Origin of the sequence: Shewanella psychromarinicola (assembly GCF_003855155.1) — a bacterium.
Lineage (GTDB): Bacteria > Pseudomonadota > Gammaproteobacteria > Enterobacterales > Shewanellaceae > Shewanella > Shewanella psychromarinicola.
Genome location: NZ_CP034073.1, coordinates 1,472,578 through 1,497,774 on the forward strand (window position 1 = coordinate 1,472,578; position 25,197 = coordinate 1,497,774).

Annotated in this window: 19 protein-coding genes and 2 pseudogenes; 19 read left to right on the plus strand and 2 right to left on the minus strand. The window is 39.5% G+C overall.

Annotation, left to right across the window (positions count from 1 at the left end; translation table 11 throughout):
- Nucleotides 1-185: 185 nt before the first annotated feature.
- The 7 genes from EGC80_RS06370 (at nucleotide 186) to EGC80_RS06400 (ending at nucleotide 8,948) form a co-directional block, all read left to right on the plus strand.
- On the plus strand, nucleotides 186-1,553 hold the full coding sequence (locus EGC80_RS06370; RefSeq protein WP_124013468.1) for an MFS transporter: 1,368 nt from the start codon (nucleotides 186-188) through the stop codon (nucleotides 1,551-1,553).
- 64 nt (nucleotides 1,554-1,617) lie between these two features.
- A complete protein-coding gene (locus EGC80_RS06375; RefSeq protein WP_124013469.1) occupies nucleotides 1,618-2,343 on the plus strand; it encodes a single-stranded DNA-binding protein in 726 nt (241 codons plus the stop codon).
- A gap of 185 nt (nucleotides 2,344-2,528) precedes the next feature.
- Nucleotides 2,529-3,815 carry a site-specific integrase gene (locus EGC80_RS06380; protein ID WP_124013470.1) on the plus strand — a complete coding sequence of 429 codons (1,287 nt, stop codon included), beginning with the start codon at nucleotides 2,529-2,531 and terminating at the stop codon, nucleotides 3,813-3,815.
- Nucleotides 3,816-3,827: 12 nt separating this feature from the next.
- Nucleotides 3,828-5,369, plus strand: a complete 1,542-nt coding sequence (locus EGC80_RS06385) for a site-specific integrase (protein WP_124013471.1) — start codon at nucleotides 3,828-3,830, stop codon at nucleotides 5,367-5,369.
- Nucleotides 5,362-7,611 carry an integrase gene (locus EGC80_RS06390; protein WP_124013472.1) on the plus strand — a complete coding sequence of 750 codons (2,250 nt, stop codon included), beginning with the start codon at nucleotides 5,362-5,364 and terminating at the stop codon, nucleotides 7,609-7,611. Before EGC80_RS06385 ends, EGC80_RS06390 begins: the two co-directional genes overlap by 8 nt.
- A gap of 5 nt (nucleotides 7,612-7,616) precedes the next feature.
- Nucleotides 7,617-8,045, plus strand: a complete 429-nt coding sequence (locus tag EGC80_RS06395) for a hypothetical protein (protein WP_124013473.1) — start codon at nucleotides 7,617-7,619, stop codon at nucleotides 8,043-8,045.
- 558 nt (nucleotides 8,046-8,603) lie between these two features.
- Entirely contained in the window at nucleotides 8,604-8,948 is a 345-nt protein-coding gene (locus tag EGC80_RS06400) for a hypothetical protein (protein ID WP_124013474.1), read from the plus strand.
- Between the two features lie 1,174 nt (nucleotides 8,949-10,122).
- On the opposite strand, the gene EGC80_RS06405 is transcribed toward EGC80_RS06400, so the two are convergent.
- A complete protein-coding gene (locus tag EGC80_RS06405; RefSeq protein WP_124013475.1) occupies nucleotides 10,123-10,374 on the minus strand; it encodes a hypothetical protein in 252 nt (83 codons plus the stop codon).
- A 129-nt stretch (nucleotides 10,375-10,503) separates the two neighbouring features.
- On the opposite strand from EGC80_RS06405, the gene EGC80_RS06410 reads away from it, so the two are divergent.
- Nucleotides 10,504-12,081 carry an integrase catalytic domain-containing protein gene (locus EGC80_RS06410; RefSeq protein ID WP_124011562.1) on the plus strand — a complete coding sequence of 526 codons (1,578 nt, stop codon included), beginning with the start codon at nucleotides 10,504-10,506 and terminating at the stop codon, nucleotides 12,079-12,081.
- A 426-nt stretch (nucleotides 12,082-12,507) separates the two neighbouring features.
- Nucleotides 12,508-12,735, plus strand: a complete 228-nt coding sequence (locus tag EGC80_RS06415) for a hypothetical protein (protein ID WP_124013476.1) — start codon at nucleotides 12,508-12,510, stop codon at nucleotides 12,733-12,735.
- A gap of 71 nt (nucleotides 12,736-12,806) precedes the next feature.
- Here the strand turns inward: EGC80_RS06415 and EGC80_RS06420 are convergent, their stop codons facing one another.
- The gene (locus EGC80_RS06420; protein WP_124013477.1) at nucleotides 12,807-13,073 is read right to left on the minus strand and encodes a hypothetical protein; all 267 of its coding nucleotides are present in this window, start codon (nucleotides 13,071-13,073) and stop codon (nucleotides 12,807-12,809) included.
- 186 nt (nucleotides 13,074-13,259) lie between these two features.
- Between EGC80_RS06420 and EGC80_RS06425 the strand changes: the two genes are divergently transcribed.
- The 10 genes and pseudogenes from EGC80_RS06425 to EGC80_RS06475 all read left to right on the plus strand — a co-directional run bounded on the left by EGC80_RS06425 (nucleotide 13,260) and on the right by EGC80_RS06475 (nucleotide 25,196).
- Nucleotides 13,260-13,667 (plus strand): LexA family protein, encoded by a 408-nt coding sequence (locus tag EGC80_RS06425; protein ID WP_124013478.1) that lies wholly within the window; start codon nucleotides 13,260-13,262, stop codon nucleotides 13,665-13,667.
- Nucleotides 13,668-14,924 carry a Y-family DNA polymerase gene (locus tag EGC80_RS06430; RefSeq protein ID WP_124013479.1) on the plus strand — a complete coding sequence of 419 codons (1,257 nt, stop codon included), beginning with the start codon at nucleotides 13,668-13,670 and terminating at the stop codon, nucleotides 14,922-14,924. It begins immediately after the preceding gene.
- Between the two features lie 170 nt (nucleotides 14,925-15,094).
- Entirely contained in the window at nucleotides 15,095-15,781 is a 687-nt protein-coding gene (locus EGC80_RS06435) for an endonuclease (protein ID WP_124013480.1), read from the plus strand.
- Between the two features lie 178 nt (nucleotides 15,782-15,959).
- On the plus strand, nucleotides 15,960-17,687 hold the full coding sequence (locus EGC80_RS06440; protein ID WP_124013481.1) for an aspartyl/asparaginyl beta-hydroxylase domain-containing protein: 1,728 nt from the start codon (nucleotides 15,960-15,962) through the stop codon (nucleotides 17,685-17,687).
- On the plus strand, nucleotides 17,671-19,374 hold the full coding sequence (locus EGC80_RS06445) for a hypothetical protein (RefSeq protein WP_124693460.1): 1,704 nt from the start codon (nucleotides 17,671-17,673) through the stop codon (nucleotides 19,372-19,374). The genes EGC80_RS06440 and EGC80_RS06445 overlap by 17 nt, the downstream gene beginning before the upstream one ends.
- Before the next feature lie 462 nt (nucleotides 19,375-19,836).
- Nucleotides 19,837-20,330 (plus strand): annotated as a pseudogene (locus EGC80_RS06450) (transposase); the annotation flags it as partial.
- Between the two features lie 66 nt (nucleotides 20,331-20,396).
- Nucleotides 20,397-21,556, plus strand: a protein-coding gene (locus tag EGC80_RS06455; protein ID WP_407695556.1) for an IS3 family transposase whose coding sequence is annotated in 2 segments (ribosomal slippage) — nucleotides 20,397-20,670 and nucleotides 20,670-21,556 — 1,161 coding nt in all. Because the reading frame shifts where the segments join, the coding sequence is not laid out codon by codon here.
- 27 nt (nucleotides 21,557-21,583) lie between these two features.
- Nucleotides 21,584-22,651, plus strand: a pseudogene (locus tag EGC80_RS06460) (IS3 family transposase); the annotation flags it as partial.
- A 389-nt stretch (nucleotides 22,652-23,040) separates the two neighbouring features.
- The gene (locus tag EGC80_RS06465; protein ID WP_233768603.1) at nucleotides 23,041-23,688 is read left to right on the plus strand and encodes a DUF4145 domain-containing protein; all 648 of its coding nucleotides are present in this window, start codon (nucleotides 23,041-23,043) and stop codon (nucleotides 23,686-23,688) included.
- Nucleotides 23,689-24,848: 1,160 nt separating this feature from the next.
- Nucleotides 24,849-25,196, plus strand: coding sequence for a hypothetical protein (locus tag EGC80_RS06475; RefSeq protein WP_124014340.1), 348 nt, complete (start codon nucleotides 24,849-24,851; stop codon nucleotides 25,194-25,196).
- The last annotated feature ends 1 nt before the right edge of the window (nucleotide 25,197 follow it).

Consider the following 25,197-nt stretch of genomic DNA (forward strand, 5'->3'; position numbering starts at 1 on the left):
GGCGGACTTCATATCAATTTTGTCTATGGTGGTTTTAAGATACGCATCGAACAGACCTAAGGTTTAACGTGCACCCATAAAACATCTTATATCAAAAACTGTGATTTCCTTTTGAGCTAATTTATGTCGCTGTGATAATATGCGCAGCTCATAATATTGTTGAATCACTTATCAAAGGGCACCGCATGGCCAGTAATGGACTGTCAGGTTTGGAGAAAAAGGTCGCATTTTCGTTAGCCGGAGTGTTTGGTTTACGAATGATGGGATTGTTTATGATTATGCCTGTCTTCGCGCTGTATGGTCAGCATTTAGAAGGCTTTTCACCGCTGTGGGTAGGTATTGCCATTGGTGCTTATGGATTAACCCAGGCTTTTTTACAGATCCCTATGGGTATTTTGTCCGACAAATACGGACGTAAGCCGATTATTCTCGGTGGTTTAGTCTTGTTTGCGATTGGTAGTTTAATTGCCGCATCGTCTGACCACATTTATGGCGTGGTATTTGGCCGTGCAGTACAAGGTATGGGAGCCATTGCTGCAGCCGTGTTAGCCCTTGCCGCCGATTTAACCCGAGACGAACAACGCACTAAAGTGATGGCCGTCATTGGCATGTGCATTGGTTTTTCATTCGCCTTGTCATTATTAGTCGGACCGATTGTGGCGCAGTATTTAGGCTTAACAGGCTTGTTTTTGTTAACCGCAGTATTAGCCGTATTGGGTATGTTAATCGTGCAGTTTTTTGTGCCCAATCCAATTAGCCAAGCGCCTAAAGGTGATACGGTAGCGACCCCGACAAAACTTAAACGTATGTTGTTCGATCCACAATTATTTCGCTTAGATGCAGGCATTTTTATTCTGCATTTAGTGCTCACCGCGGTGTTTGTCGCCTTACCATTAGATTTGGTTGATGCGGGTTTAGTCAAAGAAAAACATTGGATGCTGTACTTTCCCGCGTTTGTTGGGGCCTTTTTCTTAATGGTGCCGCTGATCATCATTGGGGTTAAACGCAACAACACCAAAACCATGTTCCAATTGTCGTTGATGATCATGATGGTGTCACTTAGCATGATGGGGTTTTATGCTGATAATATTTGGGTGCTCAGTGGCGCCGTAGTATTATTTTTCACTGGCTTTAACTACCTTGAAGCATCACTACCGAGTTTAATTGCTAAGTTTTGTCCTGTAGGTGATAAAGGTTCGGCCATGGGCGTGTATTCGACCAGCCAGTTTTTAGGTGCCTTTTGCGGCGGCATGTTAGGCGGCGGAGCCTATCAACTCGTCGGCGCATCCGGGGTGTTTTTTGTCGCACTAGGACTGATGTGTGTGTGGTTATTCTTGACCATAGGCATGCAAAAACCTGTACTATTGAAAAGCTATACCCTTGAAGCTACAGTAAAAGATAAATCCGATGCACAAAATATGGCCAGCAAATTGTCGCAGTTAATTGGCGTCGTTGAAGCCATTGTGGTACTCGAAGAGAAAGCGGCTTATTTAAAGGTCGATGATAAATTCAATTTAAGCGAAGCGCGAGCTGTGTTAGGCTCTGTAGATTAGATCGTATTGATCGCTAAGCTTAGTATTCAGATAAGTAAACAGATAAAAATCTCAGGAGATTTCGATGGCCAGTCGTGGTGTGAATAAAGTCATTTTGGTAGGTAACTTAGGTAAAGACCCTGAGGTTCGTTACATGCCAAATGGCAATGCCGTAGCTAACTTTACCGTAGCGACAAGTGAGTCGTGGAAAGACCAGCAAGGTCAAACGCAAGAGCGGACCGAGTGGCACAACATTGTAATGTATCGTCGTCTTGCGGAAATTGCAGGCGAGTACTTAAAGAAAGGCTCTAAAGTTTATTTAGAAGGCAAATTGCAAACCAATAAATGGCAAGATCAGACTACCGGTCAAGACCGCTATAAAACTGAAATTAACGCCATGGAAATGCAAATGTTAGACAGCCGTAATTCTGGTGGTGATAATGCCAGTGGTGGTCAAGGTCAAGGTCAATATCAGGGGCAAGGACAAAACTCGGGGCAAAACCCTGGACAAAAGATGGGACAACAACAGTCTCGTCCCGCGCCAGCACCTCAAGCTCGTCCGCCACAAGCACAATATAATCAAACTGCACCTGCTTACCAAGCTCAACCAGATGCTGGCCAGCAAGGTGGTTACCAGCAACAACCGTCGCCAGCGCAACAACCCGCTCCAGCTTATGCACCAAAGCCAGCCGCTGCACCACAGGGTAATTTCCAACCACAAAATGCCCCTGCACAGCGCCCAGCCCCACAGCCACAACAAAACTTCACTCCAGATTTGGATGAAGGCTGGGATGACGATATTCCTTTTTGAGGATTACCTGAGATGTAGTTTTGTTAAGTTTGATGAATTTAATCAATAATAACAAAGCTTAACTTAAAAGTTTACAGTTTAGTCTTGCAACTACTGTAAACTTTTTTTATACTTATTTAATGGTTATGCTTCACCTTGTATTAATGTAACGTTTAGGGGCTGATGTGAAAATTAAAAGATTAATAATGGCTGATGGTGAAGCGTATTCTATCCTGCTTGGTGATGATGGTTTGCCAATGTTATATCCAAACTTGTTTGTGACAATAAGTCATAGATGTAGTTTTGACTCAAGTAATACCAGCTACATGGCTTTTGAGCACATTCGATATTTATATGAAATTTGTAAATTCCTTAATATTGATCTTATTCAGAGGTGTAAATGTGGTGATTTTCTGTCAAAACCTGAAATGGAGTATATCGTTCATTGGGCTAAGCGGACTGTGAGTACTTTTCGTCAGCATGTAGCAAATCACAAGTCTGTCAACATTGTTTCTTTTGTACCTAAATTAAATCGACTTGAAACGGCAAGGACTGTAATAGTTGTCGATCGTAAAGGTGATATTTCACTTATCACTGCATATAACCGCATAACTAACTTTGCTGAATATATTGGCTGGCTTGAGAAAATGTTTTTTAACTTAGACGACTCAAAAACGGAGACGTTATTGAAGTCCCTTCGTCCGAAGAGGTTTAATAATGATGACGAAGATGAGAATGACGCTGATAATTATAAATCCATGCGGCCTCATGAAATAATAAGAGTCTTAGATGTTGTTCGCCCCGATTCTTCGGAAAATCCATGGAAATCTGTATCACTTCGGTATCGAAATCAACTCATTATTAATATGCTTGAGTCACTCGGTTGTCGTCGTGGAGAGTTACTTAAAATTCGACCGATTGATGTAAAAAGGAGAGCAATAGATGGCCGACGATATGTACAAATCCGTTCGAATGTAGATACCGATGACTCTCGTTTAGATCGACCAGAAGGGAAAACATTAGGGCGCTTTAACCCAATGGATAAGAGGCTTGCAGATATGTATGACAATTATTTGATACATCATCGCTGTAACGCTAATGGTGCCGAACGTATCCCATATTTATTTGTTACTCATAATCATCGAGCCCCAACGAACCAAGCACTTTCTAATGCCGCCGTGAACAAAATCTGTCGCCAAATATCAGGGGTTGTAGGCTTCAAAGTGCATCCGCATTCATTTAGACATGCGTGGAATGACAAGTATAGTAAATATGCAAACCAGCGTGTTGCTGCTGGGATAGTCACAGAAGCAAAATCTGAAAGTGATCGTCAAAAGCTAATGGGCTGGGGTGAAGGTTCTAAAATGGCAATGAAATATAGTAAGCGTTTTGAAGACGAGCGCGCATTTAAAGTTGGGATGGAACTACAAGAAAAATCGAGTACTGAGATTCAATCAATTGTCGGCGTCTATGAAGAAGATATTACCTGGTAAAGGATAAAGTTAATGCTGTCTAAAAATGTTGAACTACAAAGTACACCAACAACCACAATTGCCTCCAGTGGCTTCGAATTTGATTATCTGGATGATGTTTGGATATTGAATCGCAACGTCACCGTTAATGTGAGTTTTTTAGTGCAGTTTAATGATCGGTTGGCTGAAGATGTGATTGATACTTTAGTTCATTATGCAGAGAACCATTCAGCGCATCATGTTAGCAATCTTGCTAAGTCTCTGAAATTATATTTGATGGCGAGTGACACAGATAGTTTTTCAGAGCATGGGTTTCTTGCTTTTAAATCCTCTTTGTCAAAAAAAAATCAATATAAGCTTTCCATTGTTCGAGGTTTTTTACGACAGATGCGTTATCTCGGATTTGATGAGAATATTGATGATAACGTCTATAAGTTAACCGATCGATGGACTATTCCTGGTAACGAGAAAGGTGTTGCTGTTTTATCACTTGATCCTGAAGTTGGTCCGTTTAGTTCGGCAGAATTTGAAGCTATTGGTCTCAATGCTGCCCATAAATTTGCTGAAGGTCAACTAACGACTAAGCAATACGCGACCTTACAATTATTTAAAGCAACAGGGAGACGCCCCGAGCAGATTGCTTTACTTAAAGTTAAAGATTTTTCACTAACCAGTCAATATACCGGTACTCCAACGTATGTGGTTCAAGTTCCTAGGGTTAAACAGGGAGGATTTGGTTTTCGCTCTCGATTTAGAACTTTTGGTTTAATCAATTCTGTAGGGCAAGTAATTGAACTATATATAGAAGAAGGTATTGCAGCAGTAGAATATCAGCTAGATCGAAAATTAACGCCAGCAGAAATAAATGAATTACCCTTGTTTATGTCAGACAAGACAATTAAATCTTTAAACCTTTTCTCTAATGCAGATCTTCTTCAATTTTTTAAAACAGAATTGTCACATATTACAAGCGCAGGGTTAGCCCGTTTGCTTATTAGTGCAACCAATAAACTTAGAATCGTATCAGAGAGAACTGGTCAGTTCATTCATATAAACCCATATCGATTTCGATACACATTAGGAACTCGTGCTGCAATAGAAGGCGCTGGAATCCTTACGATTGCGACACTGCTTGATCACTCTGATACTCAAAATGTAAATGTCTATGTGGCTAATTTACCTGAGTTTGCGATTGAAATATCAAAAATCATGAATCAACCTTTAGCTCAGTACGCCGCAGCATTTGCTGGAAAGTTGGTCGAAGATGAGCGTGAGGCAAATAGAATCAATGTAGGCGCTACACGTATTCCTTTGCGGGAAAAAGACTGTGATCTTGGCTCATGTGGCACAAACGCATTTTGCCAAGATTATGCCCCTATTGCCTGCTATTTATGCCCAAAGTTTATGCCATGGGCTAATGCACCTCATCATCTGATTTTAGAGTGGTTAATAGAAGAACGAAATAGATTAAAAGATGATACTGATGGTGATATGACCATCGTATCAATCAATGATCAAGTCATAGTTGCCGTATGCCAAGTCATCCAGCTTTGTAAGGATTATAACAATGTCTAAAGTTTTAATATTTACACCGCGCCATGAGCTTGATTATAGGAAAAATATTAACGACTTTATTGAGCTGTCTAGTAAGTTACCACCACTGAATAATAAGTATGATTTCGATAATAATTATTGGGCCGGTGTTGGTAATTTTACAAACTTTGGAGTGTCAAACCAAGATCGCAATCCAAACAACATATTCCATGAATCCTTATTACCATTTGCTAAGGCGTATATTACTTACGGGAGTAGCACTAAAGCAGGGCTAAATGTAAAATTTTATGCCTTGAAAGCAATAAACGCATCATTTCTTCAAGCATATGGTGCTGTCGATATAACAAAGTTAACTATTCGTGACTTAGATCAATGTGCACAAATAATTCAGCAAGCTCTTGGTGTGGGTGCAGCATATCAAGCTGGCCGAGGTCTAAAAAACCTGCTTCAGTTTCTAATTGAAAATAAGATGGTGAATCCTTTAGCGTGGAAAAGCCCAATCAAGAAGCCCGCAGACAACTCCACAGGAGATGAAGCTGATGAGATTAGACAAAAAAAAATGCCTGATGCTAACGCTCTTATGGCCCTCGCTCAAATTTCCGCAAACAAAGATCATGAGTTAAGCCATCGTGATGTGTTCACGACTTCAACTATGACTTTACTATTTTGTGCTCCAGCTCGAGGTTCAGAACCAATGTATTTGAGTTCAGAGTGCTTACATATAGAAAAGATGAAGGCTAATAGGGCCCTGGATTTAGGTCTGTCAAAAGATGACATTGAGTTACTGTTGAAAAAGCAACTCAATGAAGATGACATAACTCATAAGCGTGCAAAGTTTGATTTTGAAGATGAAATAGAATTAAAGGGATTACGGTGGTATTCAGGTAAAGGGTATGGGCATGAGAATAAATGGCTTCCGACGGTTATGATTGATGCAGCTACAACCGCTGTAGAGCGACTAAAAGCACAGTCGGCTGGAGCTCGTACCTATGCAAAGTTACTTGAGAACTCCACTGACTTCCCTCGTCATTCTATTTGTCCTGATGTTCCTGAAGATCAATTATTGACGAGTATGGAGGTAGCGTTAGCATTAGGTCTTGACTTGGAGCAATTGGGTATCTCAGATCCAAGCCATTACACAATTAAAAATTTTTTTACTTCGAGAAAAATTTCACGCGCTCAGTATACATATACACTCCGAGAGTTGAACGTTTTTGTACGGAATCGTTTACCTAAGGGCTTCCCATATGTGCCATATATAACTGGTGAAGATAATGTGAAGGTCAAATGGTCTGAGTCGCTTTATGCGGGATTTACGAATTCATTCAATATTCAGAAGCCAACTTGTTACACAGAATTAATGATGCCAACAATTAACACATTAAATGAAGACCTTGCACCAACAAAAAAAACAAGTAGAACAACAGGTAATAAACTTGAAGGTACATTTTCTATATTTCAGCGTTGGAAATATGGGGACTTATCTTTAACCTCACACCAATTACGACACCTGCTCGATACTATGGCCGCAGTAAATGGCATGGAGGGGGAAATGCGCTCTAAGTGGGCTCAGCGTTCTGATCCAAAGCATAATCGATATTATAACCATACGACTCCAGAAGAGTATGGGGCAGACTTTATCGAAGACCGAGAAACTGAACTTGCAAAGCAAGATCAATTACCTAGCTCCCAGATACTAGTGCAAGTTGCTACACCTCGAACGATTCAAGAGTTGAACACTAAAGCGTCCCTTACTGCACATACAACTGAGTTTGGCATGTGTGTGACTTCTTATTTAAGTGGATCATGCACCAAGTATAGAGATTGTATTAATTGTAATGAACAGGTCTGTATAAAGGGCGATGATGGAAAATGTGAACGTATACGTCAACGACTCTCTCGTGAGAAAAAACTATTGAAGCAAGATAAAAAAGCAGTTGATGATGGTGTTATGGGAGCTGAACAATGGTATCAGCGAAGAAAGCTTACAACAGAACGCTGTGAACAATTACTCGCTTTGATGGAAGATCCCAGTATTGAGACTGGAGCTTTAGTTAAGCTTTCTAATATAGAGGAAGTAACACAGCTCGATAGAGCTTTAGAAGCCAATAATAAAAAGCGATTACCAGAAATTATTAATTTCAAGCGAATTCAATCAGTTTCAGTCAATGAGCTCATTGGGAATACATCTACAGAACAATCTGAAGATAATATTGATGACTTGGATTATTTAGATGATTTTGATTATATGATGGAGAATTAAAGTAAATGGCTAAACATCTCACTGATAAAGATATATCCAATGTTGTCGAAACGCTAGATGATTGGCCAGTAGACTCTAAATTGTCATGGGATAGGCTTGTCGAAGCAGTAAAACATGAACACAAAATTGAGACCACTCGGCAAACATTGCAAAAACAAATCAGGATTAAAACAGCATTCCATGAGGTAAAGGGCATTGTATCGGGCAAAGTATTATCAAGTCGGCCTAAGTTACCTCCAAGCCTTAAAATTGCTAGTGAGCGTCTAGAGACTCAAAAACGGACAATCGAACGACTCGAGCGTGAAAATCGGCAACTGTTGGAACAGTTTCACGTCTGGCTGTATAACGCACATCGTTTTGGAGTGAAGGTCGAACAATTATCAGAAGCTCTACCAAGCAGGCCTTTATCAAGCAAAGTTAAACAGAAAGGTTAGTATTTAAAGTATCTGTAAATATGGCAGTTATAGAATAGCTTTTGATGTTGAAAAACTAAGAGCAATTAAAAAATGTTGAATATATCGTCAATTGTTTGTTAATAATCTTAATATTATCAATTATTAGATCCATGCAAAAACAGAAAACATGCATTCAAAACCGAAAGATCAATGGCTTACATCATATTTTCAGCTTTACATGGATCTAATATCGAATGTTTTAAAAATTCATCAAATTTATTGGTGATTTGAATAATAGTATTTACAGGCTCAAGTCTTCAAGCAAATCCACCTCGCTCAGCCGAGAGAATATACTCGATGAATAACGTTTGATTACCATTCTCACAGATAAATTTTGCTATTTGGTCACCTAATGCGGGCAGGGCAACTTCATGAGTGTGCATTTTTTGCTCACAATGAATGTTTTCAGTATAGAATCACTTCCAATCATTCTTGAGGTGATAACATTCCGAACAAACGTAGTTTGATAAATACACTCAATTTGTTCGTAAAACGTTCGCGATTTCGCCCTGCTACAATATGTTTAAGGACTATTAAATGGGATTTAAATTTACTTATGTGAAAATAATTATTCTTACTATATGTTTAATAGTTCTAGCATCTTGCGGTGTCTCCAAAAAAGAACAAGAAATGCGAAATTCCTGCATCGACTCGGCAAAGCTTCTTGATATCTATGATCAAGAAGGGAAGCATTATTCTGAAAAATCTTTCGGTAGAATTGCAATAAAACAGATTTGTTATGTGAAAGTTGAGCTTTATCTTGATGGTTATCGAATTGATAAAAATATCAACATTAACGATATACGGCTATATCAGTCTGATACTAATTCAAACTTAAAGTCTCGATATATTCGTAGCATCAAGGCTCGTTCTGAGTTTTAAATGGATAAAAACTCAAGTTCATTAACAAACTCACTAGGTAGACCAGGGCAACCGCATGAGTGTGCATTTTTTGCTCACAATGAATGTTTAAGTATAGAATCACTTCCAATCATTCAATGTAGCTTGATAAATACACTCAATTTGTTCGTAAAACGTTCGCGATCTCGCCCTGCTAATGTGGGTATCCTTCGAAGATGTCGCAAATTAATTAGGCAAAAGGTTCTCAAACTTCTCACTTATCAGAATCCAGATCAAGAGCTGACCATTTGGAGTGATTGAATTATTTCCATGTTCCATACCCAAGCGCATAATATTGATTACTTCGTAATCAAAAGTACTTTGTGAATAAGCCAACTCGTCGATTTGCAGCGACTAATAGAGCAAATTTTGACCGTACACTTGTTTATACTGCGATTCTCGAGCTATTGAACATGCTGTTGTTATGTGGGATATGGAAGCAATTAACCAGGCTATCTATGAATTACCACATGCTACGAATAGAAATGTTGGACTCGGAAGCTTTATTGATGAAATTATGAGGCAAAAATGACCTATCCACTTTAAGTTACCTACAGCAATGGGGGTTAACTGTCTAAAACATAGATTATTAGATCCATACAAAAAGTAAAAACATGCACTGAAAAACTAAAAATCAATGACTTACGTTATGTTTTCAGTTTGGCATGGATCTAATAATTTAAAACATAGATTATTAGATCCATACAAAAAGTAAAAACATGCACTGAAAAACTAAAAATCAATGACTTACGTTATGTTTTCAGGTTGGCATGGATCTAATAATTTAAAACATAGATTATTAGATCCATACAAAAAGTAAAAACATGCACTGAAAATCTAAAAATCAATGACTTACGTTATGTTTTCAGTTTGGTATGGATCTAATAATTTAAAACATAGATTATTAGATCCATACAAAAAGTAAAAACATGCACTGAAAAACTAAAAATCAATGACTTACGTTATGTTTTCAGTTTGGCATGGATCTAATAATTTAAAGCATAGATTATTAGATCCATGCCAAAAGTAAAAACATGCACTGAAAATCTAAAAATCAATGATTTACGTTATGTTTTCAGTTTTGCATGGATCTAATACCTAACGATTATAATTCATGAAGTTTATGTTAATAATAAAAAATGATACTTTTAGATACTCAAGCATAACCACCTAGCTCCGCCGAATGAATGTACTCCATGAATAACGTCTGATTACCATTCTCACAGACAAGTTTTGCTGTTTGGCCACCAAATGCAGGTATCTTTTGATGGTTAAACCAAAACATGGCTTTCTCTGCATTTCCCGCCCAGCTTAGTAAAATAGGGATTAGATACATTTGTTCTTCGACCGAAAAAAAACACTTGAGGGCATTTTTTAACTCTTGATAGTTGGTATGCGCTGTACTCATTGAGCTGCCTGTTAGGCGTCAACTAGCTTGTCCTATCGCATTGACTCACTTAAATCCATACTACTAATATGTCGTTGCCTCATCTAAAATAACACTAGTTGTGATTCTTTTAAGATGAGGTAACTAGATATGATTAAGTCTATGAGTCTAAATGCGAGAAAGGAATTGTTAGCTAGCATTAAACAAAAATATCATGACGCTAACTGGATAGATAAAGGGAAAATACTTGATGGAATAGTTGCTGCTACCGGCTATGAACGAAAATATACTATCGAATTGTTGAATACCATCAATCAGAATATCTTTCCAAAAAATCGCAAGACACCCCATCGCTACGACGAACAGCTACGACAAGCTCTACTTGCTGTTTGGTATGCGGCTAATCAAATATGCTCTAAACGTCTAGTGCCATTTTTACCCTACCTAGTCGAAGCAATGGAGCGTCATGGTCATCTACGCTTACCTATTGATGTACGAGAAAAATTGCTACAAATTAGCCCTTCTACTGTTGATAGGATCCTCAAACCTGAACGAGAAAAAATCAAACAATCTGTAAGCACTACTCGTAAAGGGAATTTATTAAAGCACCAAATTCAAGTCAGAACATTTGCTGATTGGGATGACGTTATTCCTGGATTTCTGGAAGCTGACCTCGTCGCTCATTGTGGGGGCAATACCAATGGCTCTTTTTTAAATACGCTCACATTAGTTGATATTGCCACTGGTTGGTTAGAGTGCATGCCTTTGTTACGAAAAAGCGCCAGCGACGTGATTGATGGCTTACAAGTAGCTAGTGACTTACTTCCATTCCCTATGCAGGGAGTAGACACAGATTGTGGCAGTGAGTTTATAAATTATGAATTATTAGAATACTGCGAAGAAAATAATATCACCTTTACAAGAGCAAGAACTCACCGAAAAAATGACCAGGCGCATGTGGAAGAAAAAAACGGTTCTGTTGTACGTCGATTGGTTGGTTATGATCGCTACGAAGGTTGGAAAGCCTGGGAAGCTTTGGCAAGGCTGTATCGCATAGTCAGGATGTACGTTAATTTCTATCAACCATCGCTGAAGTTACTTGAAAAAGAACGTGTTGGGGCTAAGGTATCAAAGAAATATGATGATGCAAAAACACCTTATCAACGCGTTTTACTTTCTGACCATGTTAATCAGTCTACAAAAGAGTCACTTAGGTTAGAGTATGAAAGATTAGACCCGGTTTATTTGTTAGCTCAATTAGAATCACTACAAGATGAATTGTGGAAATACTCATGGGATAAAAGAGGTCATGCTCAAGATGATTATATCGTAACTGATGACGTTGTTAAAAAACAATTATCTAAAATACCGCCTGTTATCATTACAGATAGAGTGAATCGTCATTACCATAGAAATGATAAAGTTGACTTCAGAAAATCTCCTCGGACATGGCTAACTCGAAAAGATCCGTTCGAGGATGTTTGGGATGAAATACGATTAAGAATGGAGTTAGCACCTGAAAATAATGCTAGAAAAATAATTTTGTGGCTCATGGATAAATATCCTGATAAATTTTTAATAGGGCAAACCCGAACACTTCAACGAAGACTTGCTCTATGGCGTCAAAACCAAGCGAGTCAGGAAGAAAAACTACGTGATTTGATGATTAATGAATTAGTGCCCGTTTTAAATTTTAATATCCCAGAGGAAAGTGAAATCAATCAGTAGGAAACACTATACTGCTGAAGGAGCGCTAGCCTGTTATGTCATTTGATTCTTACTTACATATGCGGTAACAAATCTTTAAATGTAGTATGTTTTTTTAATGAGGCAATACGACCGGCCAAGTTAATTGTCGTCTAATAGCTGCCCTTAAAAGTTAAATATCGTTTTAAATAAGGTCTATTCTGATTAAAAGCACACATGCATTTATAACAAATTTAATTATGTTTCACAGTAGTTTCTCGGCGTAAATAATCATGCTCGGCTCATACAGTAAAAGTAACCCATGTCATTACTGTACCTGTTTATTGATGTAGTAGGCTTGTTGGTTTTTGGTTGTAATTGATCATGTTTTTCTTCTATGATATTAATTGAAATAGTCATTTTTATACGAATGGCAGCGATATTAATACTCACTGAAAGGGACACTTTATGGATGCATTTTTGGTTGGCGGCTTTGGGGGGTTTATAACCCTTTTTTTGTTTGTTTTAGCGATACTTTGGTTCATATTGCCTTTTGCAATCTTTGGAACAAAGAATAAACTTGACGAGTTGATCGAACAAACTAGACAAACTAACACTTTACTTACTGCACTCCGAGGTGAGGTATCACTATTAACGGATGATGATGGTGTGCTGAAAGCATCCAAAAACAAATAAATTTGTCATCTAGTATCGGGGTTTTGTAAGATACATAGACTATTCTGAATACATTTGATTTTGTAACGATATCAAGTTGCTTTTACTGGACTCACCGTAAAAGTAACTTGTTGAGGCTTGCCCTGCAACGACCTTGTAAAGATAGGTTTAGAAACTACTGGTGAGTAGTGACGATCAACTTTTTCGCATTCATCTATGTGTTCAATTAATGCTTTGATCGCACTTTTATATTGTTCAGGCACTCTAATCACTATCGTTTTTTCATATCGAGTCTTACGGCCAGCACCTTTACGTACTCCACCATGCGCCCCTTTATGTTCTTCATTTTTATCGGGCATACTCAGAACTCTCTTGATTACGTAACATTATCAAGATATCTTGAATTAGTTACATAATCAAATAAAACGTTATAAGTTTTGCTCCATAAGTCGAACAGCAATGCATTATTCGATTGTAAAAATAGACTTGCACCTTGATATTTTACTGCTAATATGACTGTAATTATATACAGTGGTTATTGTGTTATGCGCGTTATACCTATACCAGCCCGTGCTGGCATCACTGGCTTTGAAAGCCCAGCGGCTGAATACTCTCAGTTAGGTATTAGCCTGGATGATTTGTTAGTAGAACATCCAAGCTCGACCTTTATTGGCGTTGCTCAGGGAGAGTCGATGCAAGATGTCGGTATCTTTGATGGTGATATGATCATTGTTGATCGCCATGAAACTGCACGAAATGGTGATGTTATCGTCGCAAATTTTAATGGCGAGTTTGTGTGTAAAATCTTGGATACTAAGCGTCGTATTCTTCTCTCATCCAATCAGCAATATCAGCCGGTCATTATTCATGAATATGATGATTTTAGTATTGAAGGCGTCGTTACTCGCTCTATTCGTTGTCATCGCCAAAGTCCGCTATTGAGTGCAAAGTAAATGTTTGCCCTAGTAGATGCTAATAGCTTCTATTGCAGTGCCGAACAAGTTTTTCGTCCAGACTGGCGTGGTAAGCCAGTTATTGTTTTGAGTAATAATGACGGTTGTATTGTTGCCGCCAATAGGCAAGCTAAAGAAGCTGGTATTGAGAAGTTTTTACCTTATTTTCAAGTTAAAGAGTTATGCACTAGGCGTGGTGTTATTGTTTGCTCTTCCAACTATGAACTCTATGCCGATCTTTCCAGTAAAATGATGAATATCATTGGTCGATTTGCTCCAGAACAACATATTTATTCTATTGACGAAAGTTTCCTTTCTTTTAAGAACACTTACCCCGCTATTAAGTGTTTACAGACTCAGGGTCAGTTAATCCGTCGTGCAGTCTGGAAGGAGGCTCGATTGGCGGTTTGTGTTGGGATAGCAGAAACTCTCACGCTGGCTAAAATTGCTAATCACGCAGCGAAGAAAATTAGGCATTACCAAGGCGTCTGCTTCATGAGTAATGAACAAGAACGTATTTCGATCTTAAAACAGCTAAGTGCAGGTGATGTTTGGGGAATTGGACGTCGAATCAGTAAAAAGCTTGAGCTAATGAATATCCATACAGCATATCAATTGGCTTGTATGCCACCTATGCTGGCGAGAAAGCGGTTTAGTATTGAAATCGAACGTACAGTTCGTGAGCTCAACGGACAAGCGTGTAAAGCGTGGGATGAGGCAAGAGCTGATAAAAAACAGATTTTCTCTACCAGGAGCGTTGGAGAGCGTATAACAGACTATGAATCGCTATTGCAGGCATTAAGCAAACATGTCGGCATTGCCGCCGCTAAAGCTCGCAAGCAAGGCTCAACCTGTAAAACCATGATGATTTTTGCTAGTAACTCACCACATGATGAACAACCTGTAAGCTATAAAGCGATAGTCCATTTTCCTAGCTCAACTAATTGCACTATAGAATTAACTCAGGGGATGAGTGGTGCAGCTTCGCAGCTTTTTCGTGAAGGAACACGATATTATAAGATTGGTATTGGGCTCATCGATTTAGTGAGTGAAGCCTATAATCAGCTCGACTTATTTAATCCTCAAAGAGCTAACCCAGCGTTAATGCATACGCTTGATAGCATCAACCATCGTTATGGCAGTGATACCGTCTTTTTAGCTGCACAAGGTATAGAACATAGATGGGCTATGCGCCGTGAACTGTTAACTCCGCAATACACAACCAAATGGCTAAGTGTGCCCTGCATTAAGTGCTAACGAGGTTTTACTTTGATTAATGTTTTCATTGTTAGTACCCCTCATATGCTTGGTCTTATTGGATAAATCAGGCATTATCTAATCACTGTTACTTAGCTGGAATTCTTCAATGAACCTTCTTAGACTGGGTCTACCTCTCCTTCTACTAGCTCTCAGCTCAACAGTTATTTATTGCCGCTGGAAATACATCTAATGATTCATTCAACAAAGCAAAGAAGATACTTGAGAGGGAGGTATATCAAGATAACCGCGTAACCATCTATTGTGGTGCTAAATTTGACGATAAAAAGAACATCGAAGTACCTATTGGTTTTATTACTTCTAAATACATTAAACGAGCAAAACGGATTGAGTGGGAACACGTAGTTCCGGCGGAAAACTTTGGCAGAGCCTTCAGTGAGTGGCGAGATGGTCACAAAAATTGTGAAGACAGCAAAGGTAAGTCGTTTAAGGGACGTAAGTGCGCAGAGAAGGTCAATCTAGAATATCGTTATATGCAATCTGACATGCATAATTTATTCCCTGCCATCGGTGCAGTAAAAGTACTTCGGAGCAACTACAACTTCACTATGTTGTCCTCTGCTGTGTCTGACTTTGGTAGCTGTGATATGCGTATAGATGACCGCAAGGCACAACCACCGATAGCCGCTCGTGGCATTATCGCCCGAACGTACATGTATATAGAGCAGACTTATCCCAAATACAAAATGAGTAAGCAACAAAGTCAATTGATGCAAGTTTGGGACAAACAAGTTCCTGTTTCGAAGTGGGAATGTAAGCGATCAAAGCATATTGAAAATCTTCAGGGTAATGTAAATACAGTAGTTGATAGCCGTTGTAAATCAGTTGGTCTGTAGGTGTCTAAATGAACTGTTAGCTCGCTTATGTCCCATTATGAGTTCATCACGATTTCTGACTTGCATCATTTTATCTAATGATAGAAACCAAATATCGACTTCGAAATCTATAAAGCAGTGACTAAAATAGATGAGCCACTACAGTGTTTGTCTAGTTAGGGGCGGTTAAGGACGGGAAATGCCATTAGAAGAAACAAAAGCCAGGATACTGGCTGCAAGTGAAACGGCAGAGGGACTGCTTGCTCAGGTTAATGATTTGTATGTCGAGGAAATACGGTCTGAAGAGAGAATATTGAAGGATGCTCTGTCTGAGTTGCACAACTCAGGAGAGATTGATCTTGTCGAGATAATAAGAAGTGTAGATAAAAGCTCCTGTGGACACAATTTTTTTACAATTCTGCATGCCTTTGAAGACGTACTACCTTCACTCAATGCAAGTGTTGAAGATGTCCTACGTTGCCTAGTGCACCTCACGCAGCAGTCTGGTAGAGATTTGGCTGGGGCCTTTGAACGCTTCTGTAGCATGGAAGTCAATCGTCCTAGAGATAGTGTTGGATTTATCCTTGCACAAAGTGAGCTAGGTACATATGCCCCTTTTCTCTCTAGTTCAATCCTTACATATGATTCAAATTGTGTGACTGAAGCTATCCAAATGACTGAAAAACTGATTTCTCATAAAAATGAGGTGGTCAGAACTCAAGCCTATTTTACCTTGGGGATGCTTGATGTTGGTGAAGCTCACGCTAATACTATTTGGGACCTGTTTAACATTTGTATCTGTAGCGAACGTGAAAGTGGCTGTTGTGCTGCAATACTTAGATCAATACTACACTTTGGACAAACATTTCCATCTTACTGGTTACAGATAGAAGAGCTAATGCCTACATTTGTTGAAGGAGCTCCTCCTGAGGTTCTCCATGAAATATCAAATATTATCGCATTTCAAAGAATCGATCTCCCCGATGGAATTCTAGGTTATTTGGTAAAGCAGTTAACCAATGTTTCACCGGAACATAATGGCACCATAAGCAACATCAATTGTATTTTAGTTAATTTGATTAAGAGTGAGTCATTTTTAAGTGCCGTTGAATTATTGGAATCGCTTTTAGCTATAGGTGTGAAAATCACTGATCTGGGCGACTTCTCTAATGAGTTACTGAGTCAGCGCAGAGATTTACTTAACCATATTATTACAAGGTGGTTCTTGTCCGGAGAATCATTACTTTGTCATGGTGTCTTAGATTTACTTAATGATGTAACTGGCAAAGATATTGAACTAAAAGCAGAGATAGCACTTTTAGATGATGGCGTGAAGCAAGTATTTGTTAGCTACAAGGCTGTAGGTTGGCTGTTTACGCGGCCTATAGCGGCGGCAAGCTTCATTCTATCTATTTACGAAAGAGCTTCGAGAACTACACGTATAGAGCTTGATAAGGTTTTGTATGACCCCTTGCTTTTAAGTTATCCAGGGGAACTTAAGCGATTCTTCCAATCATGCATTGATAAAGGCTTTCAAGTACGCCCATGTGAGCGGTTGCTTGGTAAGCTTCAGGCTTATCATTCTGATATTGATAAAATATCAGGGCTAAAAGAGTTGATGGCACCGAAAGAAAATATAAGCGTTTATTGGAAAGCATCCAACAAGAGTATGCAGGCAGCCTACGAAGATGCATCAAGAGGATCGATTATCGATCTGATAGCAACTAAGCATGCTCTATTGTATGGCAATAGCTCAATTTTCTACGTACACCAGGGGGGTAGAGGGCAAGTGCGGCAAGAGATGCAAATGCAGTCCTTTTCTCAATCAACTGAAATGCCAAGGTTGAACGTCTTTGATCCAGTGTCATTAGATTACATTTTACGAATGTACCGTTTTGAGAGATTGAAAAATGAAGCTGATTCTTAAACAATACTTAGCCTCGTTGAGAGAGCGCCAAGAATTGGATGCTGTATTGCCTGATCTATTGAGTTGTATGGGAATGAATGTGTTTATCTCACCTACTCGTGGGGTTAAAGAATATGGCGTTGATATCGCAGCAGTAGGACAAATAAATGATCAGGAAGAAAAAGTCTATTTGTTCTCGGTAAAGTCTGGGAATCTTACCCGTGAAACTTGGAATGGGAATGCAAACCAAGCTCTTAGACCTTCGTTAGATGAGATTCAGGATTCATTCATTCCCAGTCGTCTACCACCTGAACATAGGGATAAAAAAATAGTTATCTGCTTATGTTTTGGTGGTGATGTTAATTCAGGAATTAGGCAGGAGGTCTCTGGCTATGAGCGGCGGAATACGCGAGACAGTATCTCTTTTGAAGAGTGGAATGGCGATAAGCTCTCTGAGTTTATTCAACAACACTTACTGAAGGAGGAGCTATTGCCCTGCTCCAGTCAGGCTTTGCTAAGAAAATCCTTGGCTTTGCTTGAGGAGCCTGAAAGTTCAGTTAAACACTTCTCATTGTTGATTGATGAAGTTTTGTCAAATGTCACAGATGCCGATTCTGTTTCATCGTCCATAACCCGGATTAATGTTTGTTTGTGGGTTCTTTTTTCTTGGTGTCGTGACGGTGGAAATTTAGAAGCTGCATATCTTTCATCGGAGCGAGCATTACTGCTGGCTTGGGATAAGGTTAAAGACCACTACACGGGAAGGAACAAGCCTTCAAAATCATTCGATAGCATTTTAGCTACATATCAACAAATTACAGATTGCTATGTAGACCGATGTTTAATTCCGTATGTTGAACTTAAGTACGCACTCTCTCATGCGGTCCACTCGCCATGTTCTGTTGATGTAAATATCAAGCTGCTTGATGTACTAGGACGCTTGGCGATCAAAGGGCACTGGACTTTGGACTCACTGTTAGAGAGTTATGCAGAAAGTCCACCGACTGATGGAGAAAGTGAAGAGCAGGAAGGAATTCGCCTACGCCTCCAAGAGATAACCGAGTCAATTAATCTCTTGGTTGTTAATAATCCAATGTTGCTGTCTCCGTACAAAGACTCACAGGCTATTGATCTTGGCTTAGCTTTAATCTTGCTTTCAAGTAATTCTGATCTTGATGAGTTTGTGAAGAGTTGGATATCGGAAGTGGTCTATATGTGCACTTTCTCTTTCGAGAGTGATGGTATGTATCCAATTGTGTATAATTCTTATGAAAAGCTGCTTGAGCATAAAAATAGAGATAAGGCCGATAGTAACTATAAGAATAAAGTTACGGAAGCTAGTGTCTTATACCCACTCTTAGCGGTTTTTTGCTCTCTGTATAAACTAGATTCAGTAAGCCAAAACTTGGAGCAGTTTGCCAAAGATAAACTTACACATAGTACGCTACAGTATTGGTATCCAAACCAAAACAGTGAGCAAAATATGTACTCTAACTCGGATAGGCATGGTTCTGCGACAACTGACTTCCCTATGAATGGAAGCGCAGCGATAGAGCGCATAAAGCAAGAATGTGGCAATGCTGATTCGTTCAAGAAAATGTCAGCAGTCACTAAAGGGAAGGATCCTTTGATATTGACAGCGTGTCGTTGCTACCGATATCCAGTTCCTTTTCATTACCTTGAGGACTGGCTCAATGTATCTGAGTAAATAGCAAAGTCTGAGATTATTAGACTCTTTTTGTGGTAAGTGAAATTCAATGATTAGTAGAGCATTATCACTACTAATCTGTGTTTCGCTAAACATATAACTCATTTTTCCCCATAATGAGTTTCGATTATTTTATGTTAGCTTTCCTATTGCCAAAGTTGACTTACTTTTTCTTATGCAACAATGTGTACTTTCAGTTGACGAGTCATCAACTTTAATCGGACTGAACTAACTATCCTTTTGGGAGCACGGATGTACATAGAGCAGGTTGCAAAGGAGCTAGAACGGTTATCAAATGCAGTTGATAGTGGTTTTTTTGATGACGCTAGAGAAGGAACCGAGAACCTACATGAGCGAATAATTGATGGACTGGATAGAAACGCTACCCCCCTGTGTCAGGATTGTTGTCACCCCTTAAAATCATCCAATAATTAAATAGAGGGGGCGGTCAATGAGAGCTCAATGGCACGATATTCATCTGAACGTAAAGAAGCAGTTTTAAAGAAGTTATTGCCTCCCCACAATATGACCGTCATGGAAGTGGCACGTAGTGAAGGGATCGCCTACCAAACCCTGTATCATTGGCGCGATAAAGCTAAAAAAGAGGGTCGCCCAGTGCCAGGTAAAAAATTGACCAGTAATGATTGGTCGGCCGAAGCTAAGTTTGCCGTTCTCATTGAAACAGCGCCAATGTCTGAAGCTGAAGTAAGCCAATATTGCCGAGAAAATGGTTTGTTTCGAGAACAAGTTCAGCAGTGGAAACAAGATTGTTTAGGGGGCTTTACGACAAGTGAAGTTCAAGCCAAAACGATTAAGCAGCAAGCCAAATCAGACAAAGCAGAAATCAAATCCCTGCAACGAGAGCTACGCTACAAAGAGAAGGCGTTAGCAGAAACAGCGGCTTTACTGGTGCTTAGAAAAAAGCTCAATGCGCTTTGGGAGGACGACAACGAGGTGTAATGGTCTAATGAAACTGTAGAGATTTATAGCTTAAAATAAGCAAAATCTTAAAGGTATTTATTATGATTAGAAAAACTAAAATCACTGTCAGCCCTCTTCAAAAATTAGAATATGCCAAGCTGATGGTCGAACAGGGTTACACGAACAAGCAAATTGAAGATATGTCAGGTGCAGGTAAATCTGCGGTGTCTAGATGGAAAGTGCAGTACCAGGCTGAATTAGCCGGTAAAACACCGAAAAATGTCAAAGCATTAACTGAAGAACAACGAAGAATACAGCTTCTAGAAGCCCAACTAAAACAAGCCATGAGGGATAATGATATCTTAAAAAAGGCTGCAGCTTTCTTCATTCGAGACAATCAAAACTTAAAATGATGCGCGAAGTAAAGAAAGCAAACCCAGGCTTTAAAATGAGTGAATTATGCCGAGTATTCGAGATCAGTTGTAGTAGTCTCTATTACAAACCGATCCCAAAAAGCGTTGAAAAACAGGCTCAGATACAATTGATAGAGCAAGCTTTCTCTGAGTCACACTCGACGTATGGCAAACGTCGAATACAGGCTGATTTATTAGATTTAAATTGTAAGGTTGGGGTTTACGCCATAGCTAGCGTAATGAAAAAATTGGGATTAATAGCGATTAAGCCAAAGAAAAAGCATTACTATCCAAATCAAGGTGAGGAGCAAGTTTACGCACCTAATTTGCTTAGACGACAGTTTAACCCTACGACTTATAATACCCATTGGGTGGGTGATATTACCTATATAAAATCACATCAGGGGTGGAGTTATTTAGCCTGTGTACTTGATTTAGGGACCAAAGAAATCGTTGGGTATGCCTTATCAAGCCAACCCAATGCAGCGTTAGCGACAGCGGCATTAAATAACGCGATACAACGTCAGAGGCCAAATACACAGGAGTTGATGTTTCACTCAGACCAGGGTTGTCAGTACTCAGCTAAGGTGTTCAGAGAAAAGCTAAAGCACTTAGGCATTGAACAAAGTATGAGTCGTAGAGGAAATTGTTGGGATAATGCGGTGATGGAACGATTTTTTAGGAGTTTAAAGACTGAAAGATTAAACCGTTTAGCTTTTACCAATCACAGCGCAGTAGTGAGCGTGGTTGAGCAATATATTCAGTTCTACAATTACAAACGCAGACATTCGGCAATAGATTATAAGACGCCACATCAGAAATATAATGAGTTAAAAAAAGCGGCTTAAAATCTCTCCAGAAATACTTGACCATTACAAGGAGAGTTAACGCCTTTGCCTAAGCGCATAACATTGGTGAATTTAATACAAGAAGCGTATGCCCACGGTGCACGTCTTTACAAGGCTTGCGCTGAAGCAGAGCTAAGTAAGCGGACGTATCGGCGCTGGTATCGAGCAGGAAAAGTACAAGCTGATTTAAGGCCCTCGGCGGTAAGACAGGAGCCAGCCAACAAGCTTAGTGATGACGAGGAAAAGCTGATACTGGCAACCTCGAATGAGGCAAGGTTTGCGAGTCTACCTCCCTCACAAATCGTGCCGACGCTGCTTGATGAAGGGGTCTATATCGCTTCAGAGTCGAGTTTTTACCGAGTGTTAAAAGCCAATGCTCAATTAAATCGACGTGGACGAAGCCAAAGCATAACAAAAAGAAGTAAACCAGATGCTTATGTTGCAGATGGGCCGAACAAAGTGTGGTCTTGGGATATCACTTATTTAGCTTCGGTCATCAAAGGACGCTTTTATTATCTATATATGTTTGAGGATATTTATAGCCGTAAGGTTGTGGGTTATGAAGTCCATGAACGTGAATGTGGTGAGCTAGCGGCCGAGTTAATGCAACGCAATATGCTGCGTGAGCAATGCTTTAAGAAGCCACTGGTATTGCACTCAGATAATGGTGCTCCGATGAAGTCGTTAACAATGAAAGCCAAGCTTGAAGAGTTGGGCGTTACCGCGTCATTAAGCCGCCCGAGTGTCAGTAACGATAACCCTTACTCCGAGTCGCTGTTTAGAACATTAAAGTATCGGCCAGAATGGCCTAGCTCTGGCTTTAAAAGCATCACCGAAGCACGAGAATGGGTCGAAGTATTTGTGACTTGGTACAATACTAAGCATAAACACAGCAAGCTCAACTTTGTGTCACCGAGTGAGCGTCATGCGATGCAAGACAGGACTATTTTATCTAAGCGTAAGATAGTGCTAGAGGAAGCGAGGTCAAGAAATCCTAAACGCTGGCCAAACGGTATAAGGAATTGTGACGCTGTAGGTGAAGTCACACTGAACCCAGATAAGAAGTCTGAAACAGAAACAAGAAATGCAGCTTAAAATTTAAGTAAAGAGTGCCAACTACCTTGAAAAACACCGCGTGTACACCTTTATTAGTAATGGCTCTCATATCCCGTTCGGTTTTACTGAGGCGGAATTTGTTCGTTTAGGTCGAAACATGTGCACTTCAATGTGTTATTTTGTCATCAAGAAGTACAATGCCTAAAATGTAATTAAACGAAACTAAAACAGTGGGTTATGTTTCGCTTTGTTCCACATATTTACCCACTTTTTTGTCCGCTTATTGCGGCGTTATGTACAAAATTTAAGGTACGTATAAAGTGTTAGACAATTATTTCGATTATATAAACAAAAGATTCACAGTTAGCTTCACTGAGCACGATATGCCTCCCGTTTTGTGTCCACATTGTTTTACTGGTGAGATTAAGTTGGATATTAAGACGTTTTCATTTGAGGAAAACCCTGATTCTAAAGCACTTCATTCTGACCCTGATTTTGAAGCGGATTGGATTGAGTATAGGTATTCGGGCTCTTTCCTTTGCCAAAACTGTAACGGTCGTACATACAGCTGTGGAACAGGTCGGCATCATGTATTCCCACCTCAAGGTCCTGGCGAAGAATATGAGGACTTCCCTATTTTTTATCCGAAGTATTTTGAGCCGGCAATTCCTTTATTTCTAATCCACAATAAATGCCCGAAGTCAGTTCAAGACTTGTTGTTTTCATCGTTTAAACTAGCATGGACCGACGTCTCCGCTTCAGCAAACAAACTAAGGATAGCCCTTGAAACCTTGCTTAATACAATTGATCCCGAGCTGGCGAAAATCAAAGTACTGCACAAAAGAATAGAAGCTTTTAGTAAATTGCAGCCTGAAGTCTCTGAATTGTTAATGGCAATTAAATGGTTAGGGAACGAAGCGAGTCATGAGGGCTCGCTAAAAGAACACGATCTGGCTTTTGCATATGAAGTTATGGAATTATCGATTAACCGCCTTTTTGATGATTCTGAGGATAAAATTAAGCAGCTAGTAGAACTAGTTAACAAAAACAAAGGTAAGCCATTCCAAGAGTGGTAAGTGTTGGTGTGGTTTTGCACATAATCGGGTAGCCGGAGGTATCTAGCCTCCAGCCCCACACCACCCTGCATGCGGCTCCGCACAGGGTGGTTCATTTAAAACACCTAACTCACTTTTTGGTTAGAATAATGAACTGCGATCCATCCATCTCTTAGTGAATATAATCCTGCTTTCTTCAGATACTCATTACTCAGCGCTTGTTGTACCCCGGTGTTTTAGAGCTACACCATACTTATTGGAATGAGAAACTTATAATATAGTGATTTAGTTCTAACCCACTTTTGTCCAATTGTGCGTTACGATGTCGAATATTCTGGTCTTGGCCAATCTCTTGGAATGCTGAATTATGTTTCACAACAGGATTAACGAATTGAGAGCACATGTCCTACCAGGGTAACCGCATGAGTGTGCGTTTTTTGTTCACAATGAATAGTCTCAATACAGAACTACTTCCAATCACTCATGAAATGATAACGTTCTGAACAAATGTAGTTTTAAAAACATACTGAATCTGTTCGTAAAACGTTCGCGATCTCGCCCTGCATGTCCTACCCTGTATAATGTTAGATGCTATTATCGAATCCAACGTGATCTAACTTTGCTCTATTTTCATTGGCCACGACCACATTAATTATTGATGGTTACCATAAATTGTACCCTTTGCTCATGCATAAAGAGATGCGGTAATTTCTGTAGTTTTGTAATGTTTATGGTATTAATTTATTAAATTATTACATTAAACATTACATATTTATGTTTAATTGTCACAAATTTATTTCTTTCAGTTACTTATGTTTGGCTTCTACTCTCAAGGTAAGCATAACCGTTTTAGCCCAAAACTTTTAGGAAGTGTAAAGACGTAAGTCGTTTTTGATGAGTAAAGCCACGTCTGTCGTGGCTTTTTTGTATCTAAACCCAGCAATTAGCTGGGTTTTTTTATGTTAATTCGTAAGGGGGAATGATAAGAATGGTTAAATTGACTACGAAGACTGATACGGCTTGGCTTCATCATAGGCAAGTACAGCAAGGGTCGTGGTCGATTTTTATTTTAGAAACATAAATCTTTGTTTTTGCTATGTACTGCGTAGAATTTGAATGGGTAAGTGTGCTTACATAGGAAAGGGAGTTCAGTTGTCAGTTATAGACATAAGGAGGAGGCGTTGGCTAGAAAAGGGAGCGGTTTAAGGTTAGCTATTAAAGTTGTTAAGGCTATCGATAAGGCTGGCAAGCAAGCAGCCAGAGATGCCGAGCGTAGGCAAAAGGCACGAGCAAGAGAGCAGGCTAAAGCTGATAGAGAGTATCAGAAGCGATTAAGGGAGCGAGATCGTGATGCAATTCGTGCGGAAAAAGATAGGGCTAGTCGATCTAAGCAAGCTGAAAAGTTAAATGCTGCTCAAGCCAAGCAACAGTTCAAAGATTCGCTTATTGATGCCCAAGAAGAATATGCTGAGAGATGCTCAGAAAGAGCCGCTTTACGTAAACAATTTATTAATGCAGTACTAAGGTAGT